This is a genomic window from Mucilaginibacter sp. UYP27 (genome assembly GCF_040547175.1).
Classification (GTDB): Bacteria; Bacteroidota; Bacteroidia; order Sphingobacteriales; family Sphingobacteriaceae; genus Mucilaginibacter.
In genome coordinates, this window is sequence record NZ_JBEPPE010000002.1 from 596,349 (window position 1) to 614,342 (window position 17,994).

14 protein-coding genes are annotated in these 17,994 nt (G+C 45.0%); 7 read left to right on the forward strand and 7 right to left on the reverse strand.

The genetic code is table 11. From position 1 onward, the window contains the following. Positions 1-165: 165 nt before the first annotated feature. The 5 genes from ABIB39_RS10620 (at position 166) to ABIB39_RS10640 (ending at position 8,152) form a co-directional block, all read left to right on the forward strand. Complete coding sequence (locus ABIB39_RS10620; protein WP_354429758.1) at positions 166-4,311, forward strand: hybrid sensor histidine kinase/response regulator; 4,146 nt, start codon at positions 166-168, stop codon at positions 4,309-4,311. A 68-nt stretch (positions 4,312-4,379) separates the two neighbouring features. Beyond that, the gene (locus tag ABIB39_RS10625; RefSeq protein ID WP_354429760.1) at positions 4,380-5,171 is read left to right on the forward strand and encodes an NIPSNAP family protein; all 792 of its coding nucleotides are present in this window, start codon (positions 4,380-4,382) and stop codon (positions 5,169-5,171) included. An 8-nt stretch (positions 5,172-5,179) separates the two neighbouring features. Continuing rightward, positions 5,180-6,631, forward strand: a complete 1,452-nt coding sequence (locus ABIB39_RS10630; protein WP_354429762.1) for a phytoene desaturase family protein — start codon at positions 5,180-5,182, stop codon at positions 6,629-6,631. 66 nt (positions 6,632-6,697) lie between these two features. Then, entirely contained in the window at positions 6,698-7,528 is an 831-nt protein-coding gene (kduI, locus tag ABIB39_RS10635) for a 5-dehydro-4-deoxy-D-glucuronate isomerase (RefSeq protein ID WP_354429763.1), read from the forward strand. Positions 7,529-7,552: 24 nt separating this feature from the next. Beyond that, positions 7,553-8,152 (forward strand): TMEM175 family protein, encoded by a 600-nt coding sequence (locus ABIB39_RS10640; RefSeq protein ID WP_354429765.1) that lies wholly within the window; start codon positions 7,553-7,555, stop codon positions 8,150-8,152. Here the strand turns inward: ABIB39_RS10640 and ABIB39_RS10645 are convergent. After that, entirely contained in the window at positions 8,145-8,792 is a 648-nt protein-coding gene (locus ABIB39_RS10645; protein ID WP_354429767.1) for a YceH family protein, read from the reverse strand. The two genes, ABIB39_RS10640 and ABIB39_RS10645, sit on opposite strands and share 8 nt — an antisense overlap. Before the next feature lie 63 nt (positions 8,793-8,855). Between ABIB39_RS10645 and ABIB39_RS10650 the strand changes: the two genes are divergently transcribed. Together ABIB39_RS10650 and ABIB39_RS10655 are read left to right on the forward strand one after the other, a co-directional pair. Continuing rightward, complete coding sequence (locus ABIB39_RS10650) at positions 8,856-9,671, forward strand: SDR family oxidoreductase (protein WP_354429769.1); 816 nt, start codon at positions 8,856-8,858, stop codon at positions 9,669-9,671. Between the two features lie 40 nt (positions 9,672-9,711). Further along, positions 9,712-10,101 carry a hypothetical protein gene (locus ABIB39_RS10655; protein ID WP_354429771.1) on the forward strand — a complete coding sequence of 130 codons (390 nt, stop codon included), beginning with the start codon at positions 9,712-9,714 and terminating at the stop codon, positions 10,099-10,101. A gap of 53 nt (positions 10,102-10,154) precedes the next feature. On the opposite strand, the gene ABIB39_RS10660 is transcribed toward ABIB39_RS10655, so the two are convergent. From ABIB39_RS10660 to ABIB39_RS10685, 6 genes are all read right to left on the reverse strand, one after another. Further along, the gene (locus tag ABIB39_RS10660) at positions 10,155-10,505 is read right to left on the reverse strand and encodes a group III truncated hemoglobin (protein WP_354429773.1); all 351 of its coding nucleotides are present in this window, start codon (positions 10,503-10,505) and stop codon (positions 10,155-10,157) included. Between the two features lie 172 nt (positions 10,506-10,677). Next, the gene (locus ABIB39_RS10665) at positions 10,678-13,344 is read right to left on the reverse strand and encodes an alpha-L-rhamnosidase (RefSeq protein WP_354429775.1); all 2,667 of its coding nucleotides are present in this window, start codon (positions 13,342-13,344) and stop codon (positions 10,678-10,680) included. Between the two features lie 139 nt (positions 13,345-13,483). Further along, positions 13,484-14,221, reverse strand: a complete 738-nt coding sequence (locus tag ABIB39_RS10670) for a 3-keto-disaccharide hydrolase (protein WP_354429777.1) — start codon at positions 14,219-14,221, stop codon at positions 13,484-13,486. 9 nt (positions 14,222-14,230) lie between these two features. Further along, complete coding sequence (locus ABIB39_RS10675; protein WP_354429779.1) at positions 14,231-15,958, reverse strand: GMC oxidoreductase; 1,728 nt, start codon at positions 15,956-15,958, stop codon at positions 14,231-14,233. A 205-nt stretch (positions 15,959-16,163) separates the two neighbouring features. After that, on the reverse strand, positions 16,164-17,255 hold the full coding sequence (locus ABIB39_RS10680) for a hypothetical protein (RefSeq protein WP_354429781.1): 1,092 nt from the start codon (positions 17,253-17,255) through the stop codon (positions 16,164-16,166). A gap of 1 nt (position 17,256) precedes the next feature. Beyond that, entirely contained in the window at positions 17,257-17,991 is a 735-nt protein-coding gene (locus tag ABIB39_RS10685; protein WP_354429783.1) for a glucosamine-6-phosphate deaminase, read from the reverse strand. Positions 17,992-17,994: the final 3 nt, after the last annotated feature.

Below are 17,994 nucleotides of genomic sequence, written 5' to 3' on the forward strand. Positions count from 1 at the left end.
GCCCTCCAAAAATATATATAAATGCCCACCGTGAAAACGGTGGGCATTCTTGTTTTGCAGCCAATTTGTTTTTTTAAAATTTTGAACTTATTACAACCTACCTCGTATAAGCAATTATAAACCAATATAACCCAATAATTTACTATTTATTACAGCCGGTATTTAATGTACAAGCATTTTATATTTTTTATCCTGATGTTTTGCGCGATCAGCAGCTTTGGCCAAAACCAAAACCTGAAGTTTGAGCATATTGGCACGGGCGAGGGCTTATCGCAAATAAACGTAGCTGCGATTATACAAGATAGCCGCGGGTTTATGTGGATAGGCACACGAGATGGCCTTAACCGCTACGATGGCTATACATTTACAACTTACAGGCACGATGAGCAAGACCCCGGTTCGCTTAGCAGCAGCATGGTAGCCGATGTGGTAGAGGATAAGGAAGGTAACATTTGGGTGGCAACTATCATTGGCCTAAACAAGCTGGAACGTAAAACAGGGCGCATCATCAAATATAAGCACGATGATAAAAATACCAATACCATATCCAATAACATCCTCCACAAACTTGCGGTTGATGAAAAAGGCAACATTTGGATAGCGGGCCAAGGAGGGGTAGATTACCTGGACACCCACACCAATAAAATAAAGCATTATAATCACGATTATAACAAGCCGGGCAGCCTTACCGATAATGATGTGAGCTACGTTTACATGGATACTGCTAAGGATATTTGGATAGGTACGTTTTCGGACGGGTTGCAGGTTTTTGATAAACGCACCAATACCTTTAAAAGCTTTATGAATAATTTGCAGGATGCCAAAAGCATCTCCGGCAACCAAATCAGTTGTATTTTTGAGGATGCAAAACACCGCCTTTGGATAGGTACACAAAACGCAGGACTTAATGTACTTAACAGAAAAACAAAAACTTTTACCAGGTATCAATACGATCCTAAAAAAAACGGGCTTGCCAGCAACACTATTTATTGTTTAAGTGCCGATGATAACGGTAATATTTGGATTGGCAGCGACAATGGTGGCCTATGTATTTTAAACCCTGAAACAGGTATTGTCGATAATTATAAGCACGATGATATTGACAAAAGCAGCATAAATGGCAATACCCTTTACAGTATTTGTAAAGATAGGATGGGCAATATGTGGCTGGGCGCATACAGCGGCGGTATTAACATCTTTAAACGCAATACGGCTAGTTTTTCTCATTATAGGCACAGCTCGTTAAGCAATAGCCTGTCGAACGATTTTGTGTTGGCGTTGTACCAGGATAGAGACAAAAACCTGTGGGTGGGCACCGACGGTGGGGGATTAAACAAATTCAACAGTAATGAAGGGAATATCACTCATTATACTCAAAGCAAAACGGGTAAAAATAGTATTGCAGGTAACTATGTGCTCACCGTTAACCAGGATCACGATGGCGATTTGTGGATAGGCACATGGGGCGATGGATTAAGCATATTTAACTCAAAAACTAATATTTTTACTAATCTTAAAAATAACCCCGCCAACCCCAACAGCTTACCGGGCAATAATATTTACGCGCTCATACATTCTAAAGACCGTACCACCTGGATAGGGACTTATAACAACGGCCTGAGCCATTACGATAAAAAGACCAAAGTATTCACCAATTATAAGTTCGATAGTAATGACCCGCGCAGCCTTAGCAGCGATAAGGTTTACTCCCTGCTCGAGGATAGGAATGGCAACCTTTGGGTGGGCACTTTTGACGGGGGGCTTAACATGTTGGACAGGGCTGCGAATAAATTTATCCGCTACCAATACAGCGCCAAAAAGAACAGCATCAGTAATGATAATGTCCCCGATATGTTCGAGGACAGCAAGGGGAATATCTGGCTCAGTACCTTCTCGGGACTGAATTTGTTTAATCCGGTCACCAAACACTTTACCGTTTTTAATAAAAAAGATGGCTTGCCAAGCGATATTATCTATGCAGCGCGCGAGGATGACAGTGGCAAAATTTGGGTAAGTACAAATACCGGCCTATCTATGTTTGATCCGGTTAAGCGAACATTTAAGAATTATAATGTTGAGGATGGCTTGCAGGATAATGAGTTTAAATCGCACTCCGCATTTAAGGGGCAGGATAACAGGCTTTACTTTGGCGGGATAAACGGTTTTAACGCTTTTACACCCGGTCAGATCTTAAAACCGCAAGGTTTTTCACCGGTGGTTATTACCGCCTTAAGGTTATTTAACAAAATAGTTGCCCCGGCCAAAAGTGCTGAAGACCCATCGCCCCTTAAACAGGATGTTGCCGATACAAAAAGCATTACGCTCAATCATACGCAATCAATTGTGTCGCTTGAGTTTGCCGCGTTAGATTATTCAGCAATTGATAAAAAACGATATGCTTACATCTTAGAAGGATTTGATAAAGAATGGAATTACGTGGGCTCGCGCAACACGGCAACGTACACTAATTTACCTGCGGGTACCTATACTTTTAAACTGAAATATCAGAATACTGCAGGCGCATGGTCGCCGGTTACCACCAGTTTAGAAATCATTACCATCCCACCATTTTGGCTAACCTGGTGGTTTAAAACGCTGGTGATAATGTTGCTGGCGGTGCTTATTTATACCATATTTATTTTACGGGTAAGGGCTATAAAATTACAAAAGGCGGTACTGGAAAAACAAGTGGCAGACCGCACCGAGCGCCTTGCCGAAATGAGCAATGACGAGCGTGTTTTACGCGAAGATGCCGAGAAGGCCCGCGAAGAAGCCGAAAAAGCTAATAAAGCAAAGAGTATTTTCCTGGCTACCATGAGCCACGAAATTCGTACCCCGATGAATGGGGTGATGGGTATGGCTGCGCTGTTGTCAAATACGCCGTTAAACAGCGAGCAGCAGGAGTATACGGAAACCATTAAAACCTGCGGCGACGCGTTGCTTAATGTGATAAATGACATCCTCGATTTCTCTAAGATAGAATCGGGCAATATGGAATTGGATGAGCAGGATTTTGATTTGCGCGATTGCATCGAAGCCGTGCTTGACGTATTTGCCGAAAAAGCCGCCCGCTCTAATCTCGATTTGGTTTACCAGGTAGAGCACAATGTGCCGTCACAAATCATGGCCGATGCTTTTCGGTTAAGGCAGGTGCTTATCAACATAGTGGGTAATGCCCTTAAATTTACTGCCAAAGGGGAAGTATTTATTTGCGTAAAATTAAAAGGAGATCCGGATGGTAAGTTCGACTTACTGTTCGAGATCCGTGATACGGGCATTGGTATTCCGCCTGATAAGATCAACAGGCTGTTCAAGGCATTTTCTCAGGTAGACTCAAGTACTACGCGTAAATACGGTGGCACCGGCCTGGGCCTTGCTATCAGCGAAAAACTGGTGAACCTGATGGGCGGCGATATTGATGTGAAAAGTAAAGTGGGGCAGGGAACAACCTTTTCATTCAATATACTGGCTAAGGCTGGCATCAAAGCGCAACGCAATTATGTGCACTTGAATGTAGCCGAGATCCAAAACAAAAAGATTTTAGTTGTTGATGATAATAAGACGAACCGCGATATATTGGAAGAACTATTAAAGCAATGGGGCTTTATTCCTGTAATGGCTGCATCCGGAATGGAGGCTTTGGAGGAATTGGATAAGAATAAAGTTATTGATCTGGTCATATCAGACATGAATATGCCGGGGTTAGACGGCGTGGAACTTGCGGGTAAGATCCGCGAAGAAAACCAGGTGCCAATAATCCTGTTAACTTCTATGGGCAATGAGCAGAGCCGTAAAAACAAGCACTTGTTTAACGTAGCGCTAACAAAACCTACCAAGTACCAGGCGCTTTACAAACATATTATAGAGCAGCTAAAGATAAACAGCGAGGTGGTTGTTGCCGAACAGGTTGTAAAAACGCCATTCTCCGAAGATTTCGCCAAACAACACCCGCTAAATATCTTAATTGCCGAAGACAACGCCGTAAACCAAAAGCTGGCCAGATATATTTTGATCAAGATGGGATATAAACCCGATCTGGTAGAGAATGGCCACGATGCTATCAACGCCTTGGAAAGTAAAAAGTACGATATGGTGCTGATGGATGTGCAAATGCCGGAAATGGACGGGTTAGAAGCTACCCGCTTTATCCGCCAGAATCTACAGCATCAACCAACCATTATAGCCATGACGGCTAATGCTTTAATAGAAGACAAGCAAGATTGCCTAAATGCCGGCATGAACGGTTATCTTAGCAAACCGCTGAAACTGCAGGAGCTAATGGATGTTCTCGCTGACTACAACCCTAAATAACAAAGTATCAGCCTAAAGGTGTAACTGCGTTATTTTTAAATAAATTAGCCATTCTTAAATTTACCCTTATGCTGTTTTATATAAACGTTTCCCGATGTGCGGGACTAATATTACTTTTGATAGGATCATCTACGATATTAAAAGCTCAATCTGCCCCCAAAGGTAATTACTACGAGATTAAAGTTTACCATTTTAAAACCCCGGCGCAAGAAAATGTATTGGATAGCTACCTTAAAAGTGCCTACCTGCCCATGCTGCACAAAAAAGGATTTACAGATGTTGGCGTACTTAAGCCGGTAGAAACTGATACTGCTGACAGGAAAATTTATGTTTTTATACCTTTTAAGAATTGGGGATCGCTTGAAAAGCACAATGCATCTGCAGAAGAGCCAAACGGTTTTGCAGCTAACAATCAGGATTATACTAACGCCGCATATAACAAAGCACCATACAGCCGCATAGAAACGATTATCTTAACCGCGTTTACAACCCGGCCGCGCCCTTTAGCGATAACGTTATCCGGAGATCGCGCCAAGCGTGTTTATGAATTGCGCAGTTACGAAAGCCCTACCGAAGCTTTAAACTTTAATAAGGTACGTATGTTCAACAGCGGCGAAACCGACCTGTTCGACCGATTAGGGTTTAATCCTGTGTTTTATGGCAATGTTATTGCAGGCAGTAAAATGCCAAACCTGATGTACCTCACCACTTTTAATGATAAAGCGGACAGGGATAAACATTGGGACGCTTTTGGTAAGGATGCACAATGGAAGGGCCTTTCGTCGCGTAAAGAGTTCCAAAATAACGTATCCAAGGCAGAAATCACATTTTTGTACCCAACAGATTACTCGGATTTTTAAATTTAACCATGGCGCTTGAAAAACGGGATTTTGACGCAATTGTAATAGGCTCGGGTCCCAATGGGTTGGCTGCTGCAATCCTCATGCAGCAAAAAGGCCTTAAAGTTTTACTGCTCGAAGGTAAAAGCGAAATAGGCGGCGGCCTGCGTACCGCTGAATTAACACTACCCGGCTTCAAGCACGATATCTGCTCAGCCATACATCCGCTGGCAGCAGCTTCGCCATTTTTTAAAACATTACCACTGGCCAATAATGGGTTGAACTATGTTTACCCTGAAATTGACGCGGCTCACCCATTATTGCACGCCAAACCGGCCGTACTCTGCCGGAGTATCGATAGTACAGCACAGCATTTGGGCGACGATGAAAAGGCCTATCGCAAGCTTATGGGATCGGTCACCAAAAATTGGCCCTTGATAGATGCCGACGTATTAGGCCCTTTACATTTCCCAAAGCACCCATTCGCATTAGCAAGTTTTGGGCTTGATGCACTGAAACCGGCCACTATGTTAGCTAACCAGTTTAAAACCAAACAGGCTAAGGCCTTAATAGCCGGAATGGCAGCGCATTCCATGCAACCCATCACTAACCTGGCAACTTCCGCAATTGCGATGGTATTGATGGCAACAGGGCACTTAGGGGGCTGGCCTATTCCTATAGGCGGCTCTAACAGTATAGCCAATGCGCTGGCATCTTACTTCAAGTTGATAGGTGGTACCATCCAAACAGATACTTACATCAGATCTTTAGATCAATTGCCATCCGCGCATGCGTTATTGTTTGACATCACTCCAAAGCAATTGTTAGAGATAGCCGGGCATAAATTCTCATCTATTTACAAATGGCAGCTTGAACGTTACCGTTATGGTATGGGTGTTTACAAGATAGACTGGGCGCTTAGCGAGCAGATCCCGTTTGAGGCCGAAGCTTGCCGCAAAGCCGGAACAGTGCACTTGGGCAATACTTTAAACGAGATCCGCGATGCCGAGCAGCAAACCTGGAACGGTAAGCACCCCGATAAACCATTTGTACTACTTGCGCAACAAAGCCTTTACGACAATACCCGCGCGCCAAAAGGCAAGCATACCGCCTGGGCATATTGCCATGTGCCTAACGGCTCCACCAAAAACATGACGGAAATAATCGAAAATCAAATTGAGCGTTATGCGCCAGGTTTTAAAGATGTGATACTCGCCAAACACACGTTGGACACCGTGCAAATAGAGGAGTATAATCCCAATTACATAGGCGGCGATATTAACGGTGGGGTGATAGATCTTGGTCAGTTATTTACCCGCCCGGCATTGCGATATTCGCCTTACAAAACATCACATAAGGGGATGTATATCTGCTCATCATCAACCCCGCCGGGTGGTGGTGTGCATGGCATGTGTGGTTATTATGCCGCCAAAAAAGCATTGAACGACGTTTTTAATATTTCGGAAGATAAGCTAAATTAATCGGAAAGCCTAAAGCCTTCGCACTCAAATATTATTTGCTTACTTTGTTGTATAAATATACCTGCATTGAAAGTATTACACGGCGTACATCCTCAGGATTTTAAAACCTATCAAACCCAACAGATAAGAGACCGGTTTTTAATGGATAAGTTGGTAAAGCCTAACCAAATTAACCTGGTTTACACACATTACGACAGGATGATCATTGGCGTGGCTAATCCGTTAAGCGAAAGCATCACCGTGCCAAATTACCCGAACCTACGTGCCGACTACTTTCTACAACGCCGCGAAATGGGCATCATCAACGTTGCCGGCGATGGCGAAATTACTGCTGATGGTAAAACCTACAAAGTTAACAAACTTGATTGCCTTTATCTTGGCAGGGGTGTTAAAGATGTAAGCTTTTCAAGTAATAATCCGGCTAACCCTGCGGTGTTTTATATCCTATCAGCACCGGCGCATGCATCCTACCCTACAGCACTATTATCGCATGCGGATGCCGTTAAAGTTACTTTGGGCAGTGCGGCAACATCAAACCTGCGTACTATTAATAAATATATCCATTTGGAGAGTATTCAAAGTTGCCAGCTGGTGATGGGCCTTACCATTTTGCACGAAGGCAGTGTTTGGAACACTATGCCTGCCCACGTGCACGACAGGCGGATGGAAGCCTATTTCTATTTTGACCTGCCGGAAGGGCAACGGATTTTTCATTATATGGGCGAAGGAGAAGAGACACGCCATGTGGTGATGAATAATTACGACGCCATTGTTTCGCCGCCATGGAGCATCCACTCGGGTAGTGGTACGGCAAGTTATAGTTTTATCTGGGGCATGGCGGGCGAGAATCTGGACTATACTGATATGGAAGCCATAGCGATAACAGATCTTAAATAACGACAGGGATACAATAAATACAATATGGGTAAAGGACGTTTAGAAGCATTCAGCGATGGGGTAATCGCGATCATTATCACTATTATGGTGCTGGAACTTAAAGTGCCGCACGATGCCAGCTGGGAGGCCCTGCGCCATCTCGGTCCGGTATTTCTGAGCTACGTGTTGAGTTTTGTTTACGTGGGTATTTATTGGAATAACCACCATCACTTATTGCACGCGGCAAAATCTGTTAACGGGCCTATTTTATGGGCTAATTTGTTCCTGCTATTCTGGTTGTCGGTGGTGCCATTTGTAACGGCATGGATGGGAGAGAACCATTTTGCCCAGGTACCCGTTATTTGTTATGGGGCGGTGCTCATTATGAGTTCGATATCCTATGGCATTTTAGTAAATCTACTCGTTAAGCATCATGGCGAAAATTCCGTTTTAGCCCATGCCGTAGGTAATGATACCAAAGGGAAGGTCTCTACCGGGATCTATGCCGCTGCTATCGCAGTGTCATTCATCCACTCGTGGATCGCTTTTTTGATGTATTTTGTTGTTGCGCTGATCTGGTTGGTACCCGATAAACGGATAGAACGAAAATTGAACGACGATAATTCCACTCATCACATTAACTAAGCTCTTTCATCAACTTATCAAATGCTTCTTTCAATTCGGCCAGTTCGGTTTCTACCTTGCTTAGGCGTTCTTCCAGTTCAGATGTGTTTGCACGGCGGCTCGGTTCATCTTGCGTGTCGTCTTCTGTAATTGTCCCGCCTAACAGATGACGGTAGCGCATTTCTTTTTGGCCGGGGCGTTTGGGTAATTGTATTACAAACGGGGTTTCGCCGGTAGCCAGTTTCTCCAGCATCGCCTGTACTTCGTCCAGGTCCTCAAATTCGTACAACCTGCCCGAATTAGTGTTGATCTCGCCCGGGGTTTGCGGTCCGCGCAGTATCAGCAAACAAATCACCGCAACTTCTGATGGTATAACCGGGAACACTATGCCAAAATTGTGTTTGTACTTGGTAGCCCTGCTGCTGCCACCTGTTGCGGTACTTATCAATCCTTTTCGTTTTAGTGTATCCAGCGCAAGCATTACGGTGTTCTCGTCATAATCAACCACCGGGCGGCGTGCTGTTTTTTGGGTGCAGGCAGCGGTAAGGCCATTAAGCGTCATGGGGTAATAATCGGGTGTGGTTTTGCTTTTTTCCATTAGCGAGCCAAGCACACGTAGTTCGGTATCGGTTAAAACGGGTAAAGTTTGCGGAGTATCCATGCACAAATATAACATTGGTTTTTGTTTTAGCGTTCGGTTCACGCTCCTTATCTTAGCCCTAATATGACGGTTAGTATTTTGGGTTGCGGATGGTACGGACTGGCACTTGCCAAAGCGCTTGTTGCACGTGGTACACGCGTTAAGGGTTCTACCACCTCGCCAGAGAAATTACATGTTTTAAAAGAAGCGGGTATTGAACCCTATCTTATCGATCTGTCAGCAGATCAACTTAAATATGACCCCGGTTTTTTTGCCTGTGATGTATTGATAATTGCCATACCGCCAAAAGCCCGCTCGGGCGCAGGGGCGGATTATGTGCCGAAGTTGAAAAACGTTATCAATGTTGTTGAGAAGCACGGAATAAATAAAATAAATAAGATTATCCTCATCAGCTCCACCGGTGTTTATGCCGACCAAAACCTGGAACTAAATGAGCTAAGCGACCCCAAACCGAACACACCATCGGGACTGATACTATTTGAGGCGGAAGAACTTTTTAGGCAACAAGCAGCTTTTAAAACTACCATCATCCGCTTTGGTGGGTTAATTGGGCCAGGCCGCGAACCGGGTAGGTTCTTCGCAGGGAAGAAAGAAATCCCTAATGGTTTAGCACCTGTAAATATGATCCATCAACAGGATTGTGTTGGCTTTACACTTACTGTAATTGATAAAAATGCCTTTGGCTATACGCTTAATGCCTGCACACCACACCATCCTCCCAAACTTGAATTTTATACCCAAGCTACCGCAAGGGCAGGATTGGATGCGCCGGAGTTTTTGCCCGAACTAAAGGAGTGGAAAATTATATCAAGCATAAATAACAACAAGTATTTAGGTTACGAATACCATATCAAAAACTGGTACGACTGGCTTAAATAGGCCGTATGGCAATAAAATAATTTATTATTTTAGCAGTACAATGTCGCAATACGTTATTCCCCTAAAATACCGCAGGATGGAAAACCTGCACATCGTTTTCTGGCTTTTTAAAGATATCGGCTGGTGCCTTTTGTGGAAACCGCTAGGCTTGGTAATGATAATCCCGACATTGTTTATTTCGATAATGATAGCCTACCGCACCCGCGATATGGTATCCGAACTTTGCCACAACCTGGCTATCACCTTTTGGATCAGCGCAAATTCTTACTGGATGATAAGCGAGTTTATGGGTTTCGACGGGCACCGCGTTTATGGCACAATAACGTATAAACAGCTCGCTATAATCCCATTTATGCTTGGCGTATTTTGCTTGGTTTATTATTATGGCTACTGGCAGCCTAAGCATCCGAACGAGGTAGAAACGTTGTAGTTTAAAACCCAGCCTAAACGATATTCAACGGGTTATTTTTCAAATAAGCGATCTTATGTTGAAACATCTCGGCCATTTTGCCGGCGCGCCATTTTGCTTCGGTTTGCTTTATCGCCTGTAAAAAGTTCGTCCACGGTTTGGGTGAACAAGGCCAGCCACTGGGTAAAATGCTCCGGCCCTACAGGCAACTGCGCATGTGGCGGGAACGGGCTGCCGTTGTAAGTATATTCTTCCAGTAAAACGGTTTGCCAAAAGCGGTACATTTTTTCGAGGTGGATGGGCCAATTGTCCTTTATCCGCTCATTAAATACCGGCCCTAATAATTCATCAGACTGGATGCGATTGTAGAAGGTATCAACAAGCCGTTTGATATCATCAAGGGTTAATATTAGGCTATTGGGCATAGTGTAAAGGTAAGTATTAAGTCAGCGAAGTCCGCAGTCCGAAGATCCGAAGATCCGAAGAAAGTCAAATCCCCTTGTCATGCTGAACGTAGTGAAGTATCTATTCGCCACCATGCATTCACGTCATGCAAAGTTCAATAATAGATCCTTCGCTATCGCTCAGGATGACAAATTATTTGATAGTAAACGTATAACTCCCCGCACCTATATGGTAAACACCTGCAACTGCTCTGCCAGCTAACGACGCCTTTTTACCACCGCTAAGGGGAAAAGTAATATCTGCTGATGTATTAGCCGGTACGGTAACGGAATATTCCACGGCGTCGCCGGTGCGCTTCCACGAGGAAATAACTTTGCCGTATGGGCTTTCATGCTCTGCCGTAAACTGTTCTAAACCGGGTACAAAATTTGGCTGTAGGACCACATTTTTAAAACCGGGTTGTTTTTCATCTGGCTTAATACCTGCAATGCCGCTGTACAACCATGCACCTATATTGCCAAACATAATGTGGTTTAAAGATATATCGTGCTTGGCATCAATGTTCCAATTCTCGTAGAGGGTGGTTGCTCCATTCACCATCCACCAACCCCATGACGGATAGGTTTCCTGCGATGCGATTTTGTAGGCAACATCCGGGTAACCGTTATCACTTAAAGCACCTAAAATAGCTTTGCCGCCCAAGATCCCCACATCCAGGTGGAAGTTATCTGCTTTAACACGCGCTGCTAAACGCGCTGCAATTTTACCTTTGTAGGCATCGGGTACCATGCCCCAGTAAAGCGGTACAGCAAGTTCTGTTTGCAGGCCTTTGTTGTAATTACCGGTTTGTTCATTAAGGTATTTGTCGTTAAAGGCCTTCTTTATTTTATTGGCTAACGCGGTGTATTTCTGCTGATCGGCCTTGTTGCCCAATATCCCCGCGACTTTAGCCGCGATTGTAACATCCGCAAAGTAGTAAGCTGTTGACGTAACCTCGACAGGTGATACCGATTTTACAGGCACCCAATCGCCAAGTCCCCAGGTGGTAAGGCCGGTAGGGTATAGGTCATTAATGTGGTTTACATATCGGGTAATATTTTCATAGTTATCTTTCAGCACTTTGGTATCGCCATAAAACATATAAATATCCCATGGGATAAGGGCGATGGTACTGGTCCAATCCGGCCCGTTGCCCCATTCGTAACCCCAGCCGGCAGTAGGGATTATAGATGGCAGCGTACCGTTTGGCTGCTGCTCGTCGCGGTGGTCTGCCATCCATTTTTCATAAACGGTAATGCCGTCAAAGTTGTACAGGCCAGTTTCGGCTGCTATATGCGCATCACCCGTCCAGCCGTTCTTTTCGCGTTGCGGGCAGTCGGTAGGGTAGCCAAAAAGGTTGCTCAGGTACGAATTATTCGTTGCCGACCAGATCTGATTAATGGTTGGATTTGATGAATTTACCTTGCCTATTGGCGGCACATCGCTGTGCATAAAATACCCGGTAAGGCTTTTTGTGCTCAGTTCTATAGGCTCGCTGCTGGTAACCTCTACATACTGGAAGCCCTTATAATTAAACTTAGGCATAAAGGTTTCTTCGCCTTTGCCACTTAGCGTAAAAATATCAACCTGGAACGGGTCTTTATCATCAGTAGGGCGGTAGTGCAGGTCGATATTAGATAAGTCTACGTGACCATTTTTATAAAGTCTTTCACCATGTTTAAGGCGAATCACCGTACCTTCTTTACCTTTTACGGTGAATTTAGTAACGCCCGAGATATTCCTGCCCAGGTCAAAAACGATTGCACCATCATCCATCTTGGTCATCGTTTTTGTAGGGATCTCATCCACATTGCGAATGGGGTGCAGGGCCTGCGCGGTTACATTTTGTGATGGCACAGGGCGGGCAAAAGCAGGTTTCCATTTGGCATCATCAAAATTGATGGTATTCCAGCCGGGTTGGTCAAGGCGGGCGTCGTAATGCTCGGCGGTGTAAATGCTGTTTAAAGTAATCGGGCTAAAACTTGTTTTCCATTGCTCGCTCGAGCGTACGGTTTCAAAAGTGCCATCCTCATAAGTGATTCTCAAATCCAAACAAAAAGTTGGGCGGTTGCGCCATGATGCTTTGTCGAAATCCCAAACAGCGGTGCTTTGGTGGTTGTACCAACCATTACCTAGCAATACGCCGATGGCATTTTTCCCGGCTATAATGTTTTTGGTAACGTCGTAAGTTACGTATAAGGTACGCCTGTCAAAACGGGTGTACATCGGGTCTAAACGGTGGTCTCCAATTTTTTCGCCATTGATGTAAAGTTCATACAAACCCGCAACAGCAATATAAGCCCTTGCCGATTTTACCTTTTTACCCGTACCAAACGTAGTGCGGAAGTAAGGGGCGGGTTTTACATTTACGCCCTGCTCGTCGCCTATCCAGGTGCCCTTCCAATTGGTCATTTTTAGCATGCCCATTTCAAAGCTGCTTACTGCCGATGAGGCAGCCTTTACGCCATCTTTATCCCATACATCCACTTTCCAGTAATATTTTTTAAAGGGCTGCAAGGCTTTGCCGTTAAAAGTAGCTAATATATTTGATGAAGTTGTTTTGGCCGATGCCCAGTCGCCGCCGTTACCACGACTAACTTCTACCGAATCCATCCCCACAAAAACCTGGTAAGCGGTTTGTTTAGCACCCTGGCGATTGTCGTTAAGCATCCAGGTTAAACGGGGGTGCATGTTATCTAAACCAATTGGGTTAACCAGATATTCTGCACGTAAGTTAATTGCTTTTGCAGGCGTAGCGGCTTTTGTAGTAAAAGAAAGGGATAAAAAAGTACCAATCAGTATGTTCTGAAATAGGCGCATAGTATCGAAGATGTTGTTAATTGGTTATTTATAATCTGGTAAGATAAAATGTTTTTGATAGAAAACTGTTACCCGCTGTCTTTATAAAACAGCAAAGCCTTCCGTGCTGGCAGGGAAGGCTTTGTGTATCAATCTGTTTTTAGAGTTTCTTTATTTCGACGTTTTTAAACCATACATCTGCGCCATGGTCTTGCAGGGCTATGTGGCCTTTTTTATAAGTGCCAAAGCCCGGCCACTCTTTAAATTTGCTGCCGACTATCAATTTGTTCCATTTGGTATCCCACATACTGGTTTGCAAAACAACTTCGTGGTTAATCAATATGGTAAGTTTGCCTTTGTTGGCTATCACCTCGGTTTTGTTCCAGCTGCCTGCCTTGTTTACTATCTCTTTATCTATCGACATCATATCGTACAGGTCGCCTGCACGGTGTTTAATAAGTTTGCCATCCTCATTCTCTAAATTATCCGCAATTTGCGTTTCGGGGCCGGTTTGCCATGGGTATTTGTATTTGGAGGTGTCCTCGTGCACATAAAACATAATACCGCTGTTACCCGCGCGGCTTATCTTCCATTCCGCCTTCAAATCAAAATTTTCGTATTCGTCATTAGTGACAATATCGCCGCCACCCGCGCTTTGCCATTCGGCTTTTTTAGAAGCATTAAGGTGCAGCTCGCCATCTTTCAATTTCCAGGATGAACCCACAGCGCCTTTGCCATAAGTATGCCAGCCAGCCATTGTAGTATCGGCCAAAAGATCTATCCATTCGCCGGGTTTTTCTGTTGATGCATTTATACTGTCCTGGTAGTTTGCGGCCCTTTTGCCTTTGCAGCCGCTTATCGCGATAGCTGCCAATAATATAAAGCTCAGTTTTCTCATTGATAATTTTTACAGGTTACCTTTTTTTATCTCGTTAACAGCAAACGTGGCCGCCCTTGCAGTAAGTGCCATGTAAAGTATAGATGGGCTTTGGTTACCGGTACTGGTCATACAGGCGCCATCGGTTACAAATACATTTTTACAGGCATGCAGCTGGTTGTTTGCGTTTAGTAATGAACTTTTTGGGTCTTTACCCATGCGCACACCGCCCATTTCATGGATATCTAACCCCGGCGACTGCTTATTGTTGTATTTGCTGATGTTTTTTACACCCGCTTTCTCCAGCATTTCGGCAGTTGTATTCAGAAAATCTTCGATCATGAGGTCATCGTTGGGGTGATACTCAACTGATGTTACCAGCAATGGAATGCCCCACTGATCTTTTTCATTTTCGCTGAGGCGGACGTGGTTACTTTCTACAGGTACAGTTTCGCCCTGCAGGTAGGCAAATACATGCCAGCCCCCCGGTTCGCAAAGGTCGTCTTTGTATTGTGCGCCAACCTGTCCCTGTTCGCTATCGTTGGAGTGCTGGTCGCGGTAGGCATTCATGAAGGTAGTGTAACCGCCAAAATAATTGGTATCGCGTTTATGCAGGTTGCGGTAATTCACCAGGATAAGATCCGTTGGGTTACGACCAAAATAGTACTTATCAAGGTGGCCATCCAACGTTCCCGAAACTGAGGCGCGGTAATTATGGAAAGCGATGTATTTACCCAGCATCCCGCTATCGTTACCCAAACCGTTAGGGAACCTTTTTGATTTTGAGTTGAGCAGGATAAGGTTGGTATTTAAAGCCGAGGCATTTATGAAGATCACCTTTGCGTGGTATTCGATAACTTCTTTAGTGTTGGCATCTATGACGCGCACGCCGGTTGCCTTGCCTAACTGTTCATCATAAATAACAGAATGCACAACCGAGTGTGGGCGGATAGTAAGGTTGCCAGTTTTTTGCGCCCAGGGCAGTGTAGAACTAACCGAACTGAAATACCCGCCAAACGGGCATCCGCGCATACACATATTACGCGCCTGGCATTTGCCGCGGCCCTGATCAAGGTGTACCTGTTGCGGGTCGGTCAGGTGGGCCCAGCGGGCATGTACCAGATGGCGGTCGGTATAGTTATCTTTTAACGATTGCTTAATGTGTTGCAGTGGTACGTTCATCTCAAACGGGGTCTGGAACTCGCCATCAGGCATAGCCTCCAATCCGTCTTTGCTGCCGCAGATACCTATAAATTTTTCTACATGCGAGTACCACGGGGCAACATCTTTATAACCGATGGGCCAGCCGATGCCGTAGCCAAAACGCTCGGGCGCTGTAAATTCAAACTCGCTCCAACGCTGGGTGGCTCTCCCCCAGGTAAGCGATTTTCCGCCAACCTGATACCCGCGGATCCAATCAAACGGTTTTTCTTGCACGTAAGGATGGTCGGCATCTTTCACAAAAAAGTGGTCGCAGTCGTCGCCATAGCCGGCTGCTTTGGTAATTAGCGGATTTTCTTTGTTGTGTTTTAAACTCATACGGCCACGGTAAGGAAACTCCCATGGCGGGGTAGTGGCTGTAGAATAATCTTTTAAATGTTTTACATCGCGGCCACGCTCCAAAACGAGCGTTTTTAATCCCTGCTCGCAGAGTTCTTTGGCAGCCCAGCCGCCGCTAATGCCCGATCCGATAACGATTGCGTCAAAAGTGTTGGTTGCCGTTGCACCCAAACCTTTATCCGTAGAATTTGCTGACATGAAAGTTTATAATTTTGGTATCCTAAAGATGCGATAATTTATCTGGAAAACGAAGAATTTTGCTTACCCTGCGGCACTGCGTGCGCGACCTTCTCTTCGTTGCGCGCAAAGAGGTTAATAAAAATCTCTTCACCCTCTTTACGCAGCAAAGAGGGTGGACCAGCGTAGCGAAGCCGATAGCTATCGGGACGGGGTAAATAGACTATCAAGCTTTATTGAAATATTGAAGTAATTCCGCAATCCCCGGGCTTTCGCCGGTATTCATATAAATGTTAGATGTCGCATTAGCCATTATCAATGCCGCTTCAGCCTCTAACCCTAATAAGATAGCCAGGCAATAACCCGCGTTAAAATTGTCGCCTGCACCGGTAGAAATCTTTGGCTCAGCAATAAAATCAGGTTCGGAAATATAACTGCCATTGCCATCCCATGCAATTGAAATTTTAGAATTGTGGATGATAAGCGTTCGAATGTTCAACGTGGCGAAAAGTCTGTCGCCAATAGCTTGCACATCGGCAGAAACTGCATCATTAACAAATGTTTTGTAGAGGATACCAGCCTCGTTGCGGTTAAGGCTAAGCGTTACTTCGCCATAATTGCCAAACCGTCTGACGAGTTTGATGGCTGACGTGATAGCTTCCGCACTACGTTTAGAGCAATCCGACAGGTCGAAAAAGAATTGCTTCGGGTTAGATGTGCCCGGTAACACATCATCTAACAAACCCTGCCACATGCTGTTGCTGTGGTCAAGTTCGCTCCAATTTACGAGGCAGATAAGCTCCGCGTTAGCGAAAACCTCTTTGAGTTTTTCCAGGCCGATGATTTGTTTAATAGTATCCCAGTTGGCATGGTTCAGGTCCGTCATTTGTGCCAGCATGATCTTGCCGTCCGCAAATTCCATGGCGGTTGTAAAACCGGGATTGGTATAGCTATGCAAAGTGCAATTAGCATGCATGCCGGTAAATGCGGGCGCGATATTAGGCACGCCAAAGGCCCCAACACAATTTACGCCGATCCCTGTGCCAGCAAGGGCGTTAGCCATAATAGGCATATTACCGCCAAGTTTTTGTACCAGTTCTTCGCTTTCTAAACTAAAACCCGAGCCGCTTTTACTGCTAATGTAACCACCGAACTCGCCGATGGTCCGGAAGTATACCGTGCTATCAGCGCTCTTATAGTTCACCACTTTTACAATAGAATCTACAAAGCCATCAAAGCCGGCGGCGACTTCTTTGCCGGCCAACAATGTGGGAGTGTTTTGCAGCGCCTGCCTGATTTGCTTAAGCTTATCGCTCATATCAGGAAGCGTGCTCCAGTTCTGATGCTGCCTCTTTATCAAGCAAAATATGAGCGTTAGACAGCGTTTGCAGGATGGATGCCGGGACTTCCGTACCAACCAAGCCCTGTAAACTTTCGTGGATAATATTTGCTTTCTTAGCGCCTGACGCGATCAGTATGGCTTTGTCGGCTTCCGCCAGATGTTTAAGGCCGAGGGTGATACCTTCGGTTAGCGGGGTTTCTTTGGTGAAATATTTTTGACCAACTTGTACGGTTATCGGGTCGAGTTGGGAACGGTGAGCATACAGGTCGAACGGTGTGCCGGGCTCATTTAACCCCAGGTGGCCATTCATGCCGATACCTACCATCATGATATCCAGTCCGCCTTTGCTGCTGATAAAGCTGTTCATGCGGTCGCACTCGGCATCCAGATCATCTGCCTTGGCATCAAATAGGGTAACATTGTTTAGCTTGATATCAAGCTTATCTAAAAAATTATGCTTTAGGTAGTATTTGCAGCTGCCCTGGTCGTTCTCGTCCATGCCCACCCATTCGTCTAAACCAATAAAAAAGGATTGGCTCAAGTCTATCTTGCCCTCATTTGCCCATTGCACAATATAGCCCAGCATCCCGGTAGGAGAATCGCCCGATGGGAAACAAATTACAGAAGCCGGCTTTTCGGCCAATTGTTTGGCAACCAGTTCGGCGGCCGCTTTAGACATTTCGTCGTTGGTATCGTATATTGATATTTTCATGAT

Coding starts and splice junctions, on each gene's coding strand:
- ABIB39_RS10620 (WP_354429758.1), top strand. CDS start 166: ATGTACAAGCATTTTATATTTTTTATCCTGATGTTTTGCGCGATCAGC.
- ABIB39_RS10625 (WP_354429760.1), top strand. CDS start 4,380: ATGCTGTTTTATATAAACGTTTCCCGATGTGCGGGACTAATATTACTT.
- ABIB39_RS10630 (WP_354429762.1), top strand. CDS start 5,180: ATGGCGCTTGAAAAACGGGATTTTGACGCAATTGTAATAGGCTCGGGT.
- ABIB39_RS10640 (WP_354429765.1), top strand. CDS start 7,553: ATGGGTAAAGGACGTTTAGAAGCATTCAGCGATGGGGTAATCGCGATC.
- ABIB39_RS10645 (WP_354429767.1), bottom strand. CDS start 8,792: ATGGATACTCCGCAAACTTTACCCGTTTTAACCGATACCGAACTACGT.
- ABIB39_RS10650 (WP_354429769.1), top strand. CDS start 8,856: ATGACGGTTAGTATTTTGGGTTGCGGATGGTACGGACTGGCACTTGCC.
- ABIB39_RS10655 (WP_354429771.1), top strand. CDS start 9,712: ATGTCGCAATACGTTATTCCCCTAAAATACCGCAGGATGGAAAACCTG.
- ABIB39_RS10660 (WP_354429773.1), bottom strand. CDS start 10,505: ATGCCCAATAGCCTAATATTAACCCTTGATGATATCAAACGGCTTGTT.
- ABIB39_RS10665 (WP_354429775.1), bottom strand. CDS start 13,344: ATGCGCCTATTTCAGAACATACTGATTGGTACTTTTTTATCCCTTTCT.
- ABIB39_RS10670 (WP_354429777.1), bottom strand. CDS start 14,221: ATGAGAAAACTGAGCTTTATATTATTGGCAGCTATCGCGATAAGCGGC.
- ABIB39_RS10675 (WP_354429779.1), bottom strand. CDS start 15,958: ATGTCAGCAAATTCTACGGATAAAGGTTTGGGTGCAACGGCAACCAAC.
- ABIB39_RS10680 (WP_354429781.1), bottom strand. CDS start 17,255: ATGAGCGATAAGCTTAAGCAAATCAGGCAGGCGCTGCAAAACACTCCC.
- ABIB39_RS10685 (WP_354429783.1), bottom strand. CDS start 17,991: ATGAAAATATCAATATACGATACCAACGACGAAATGTCTAAAGCGGCC.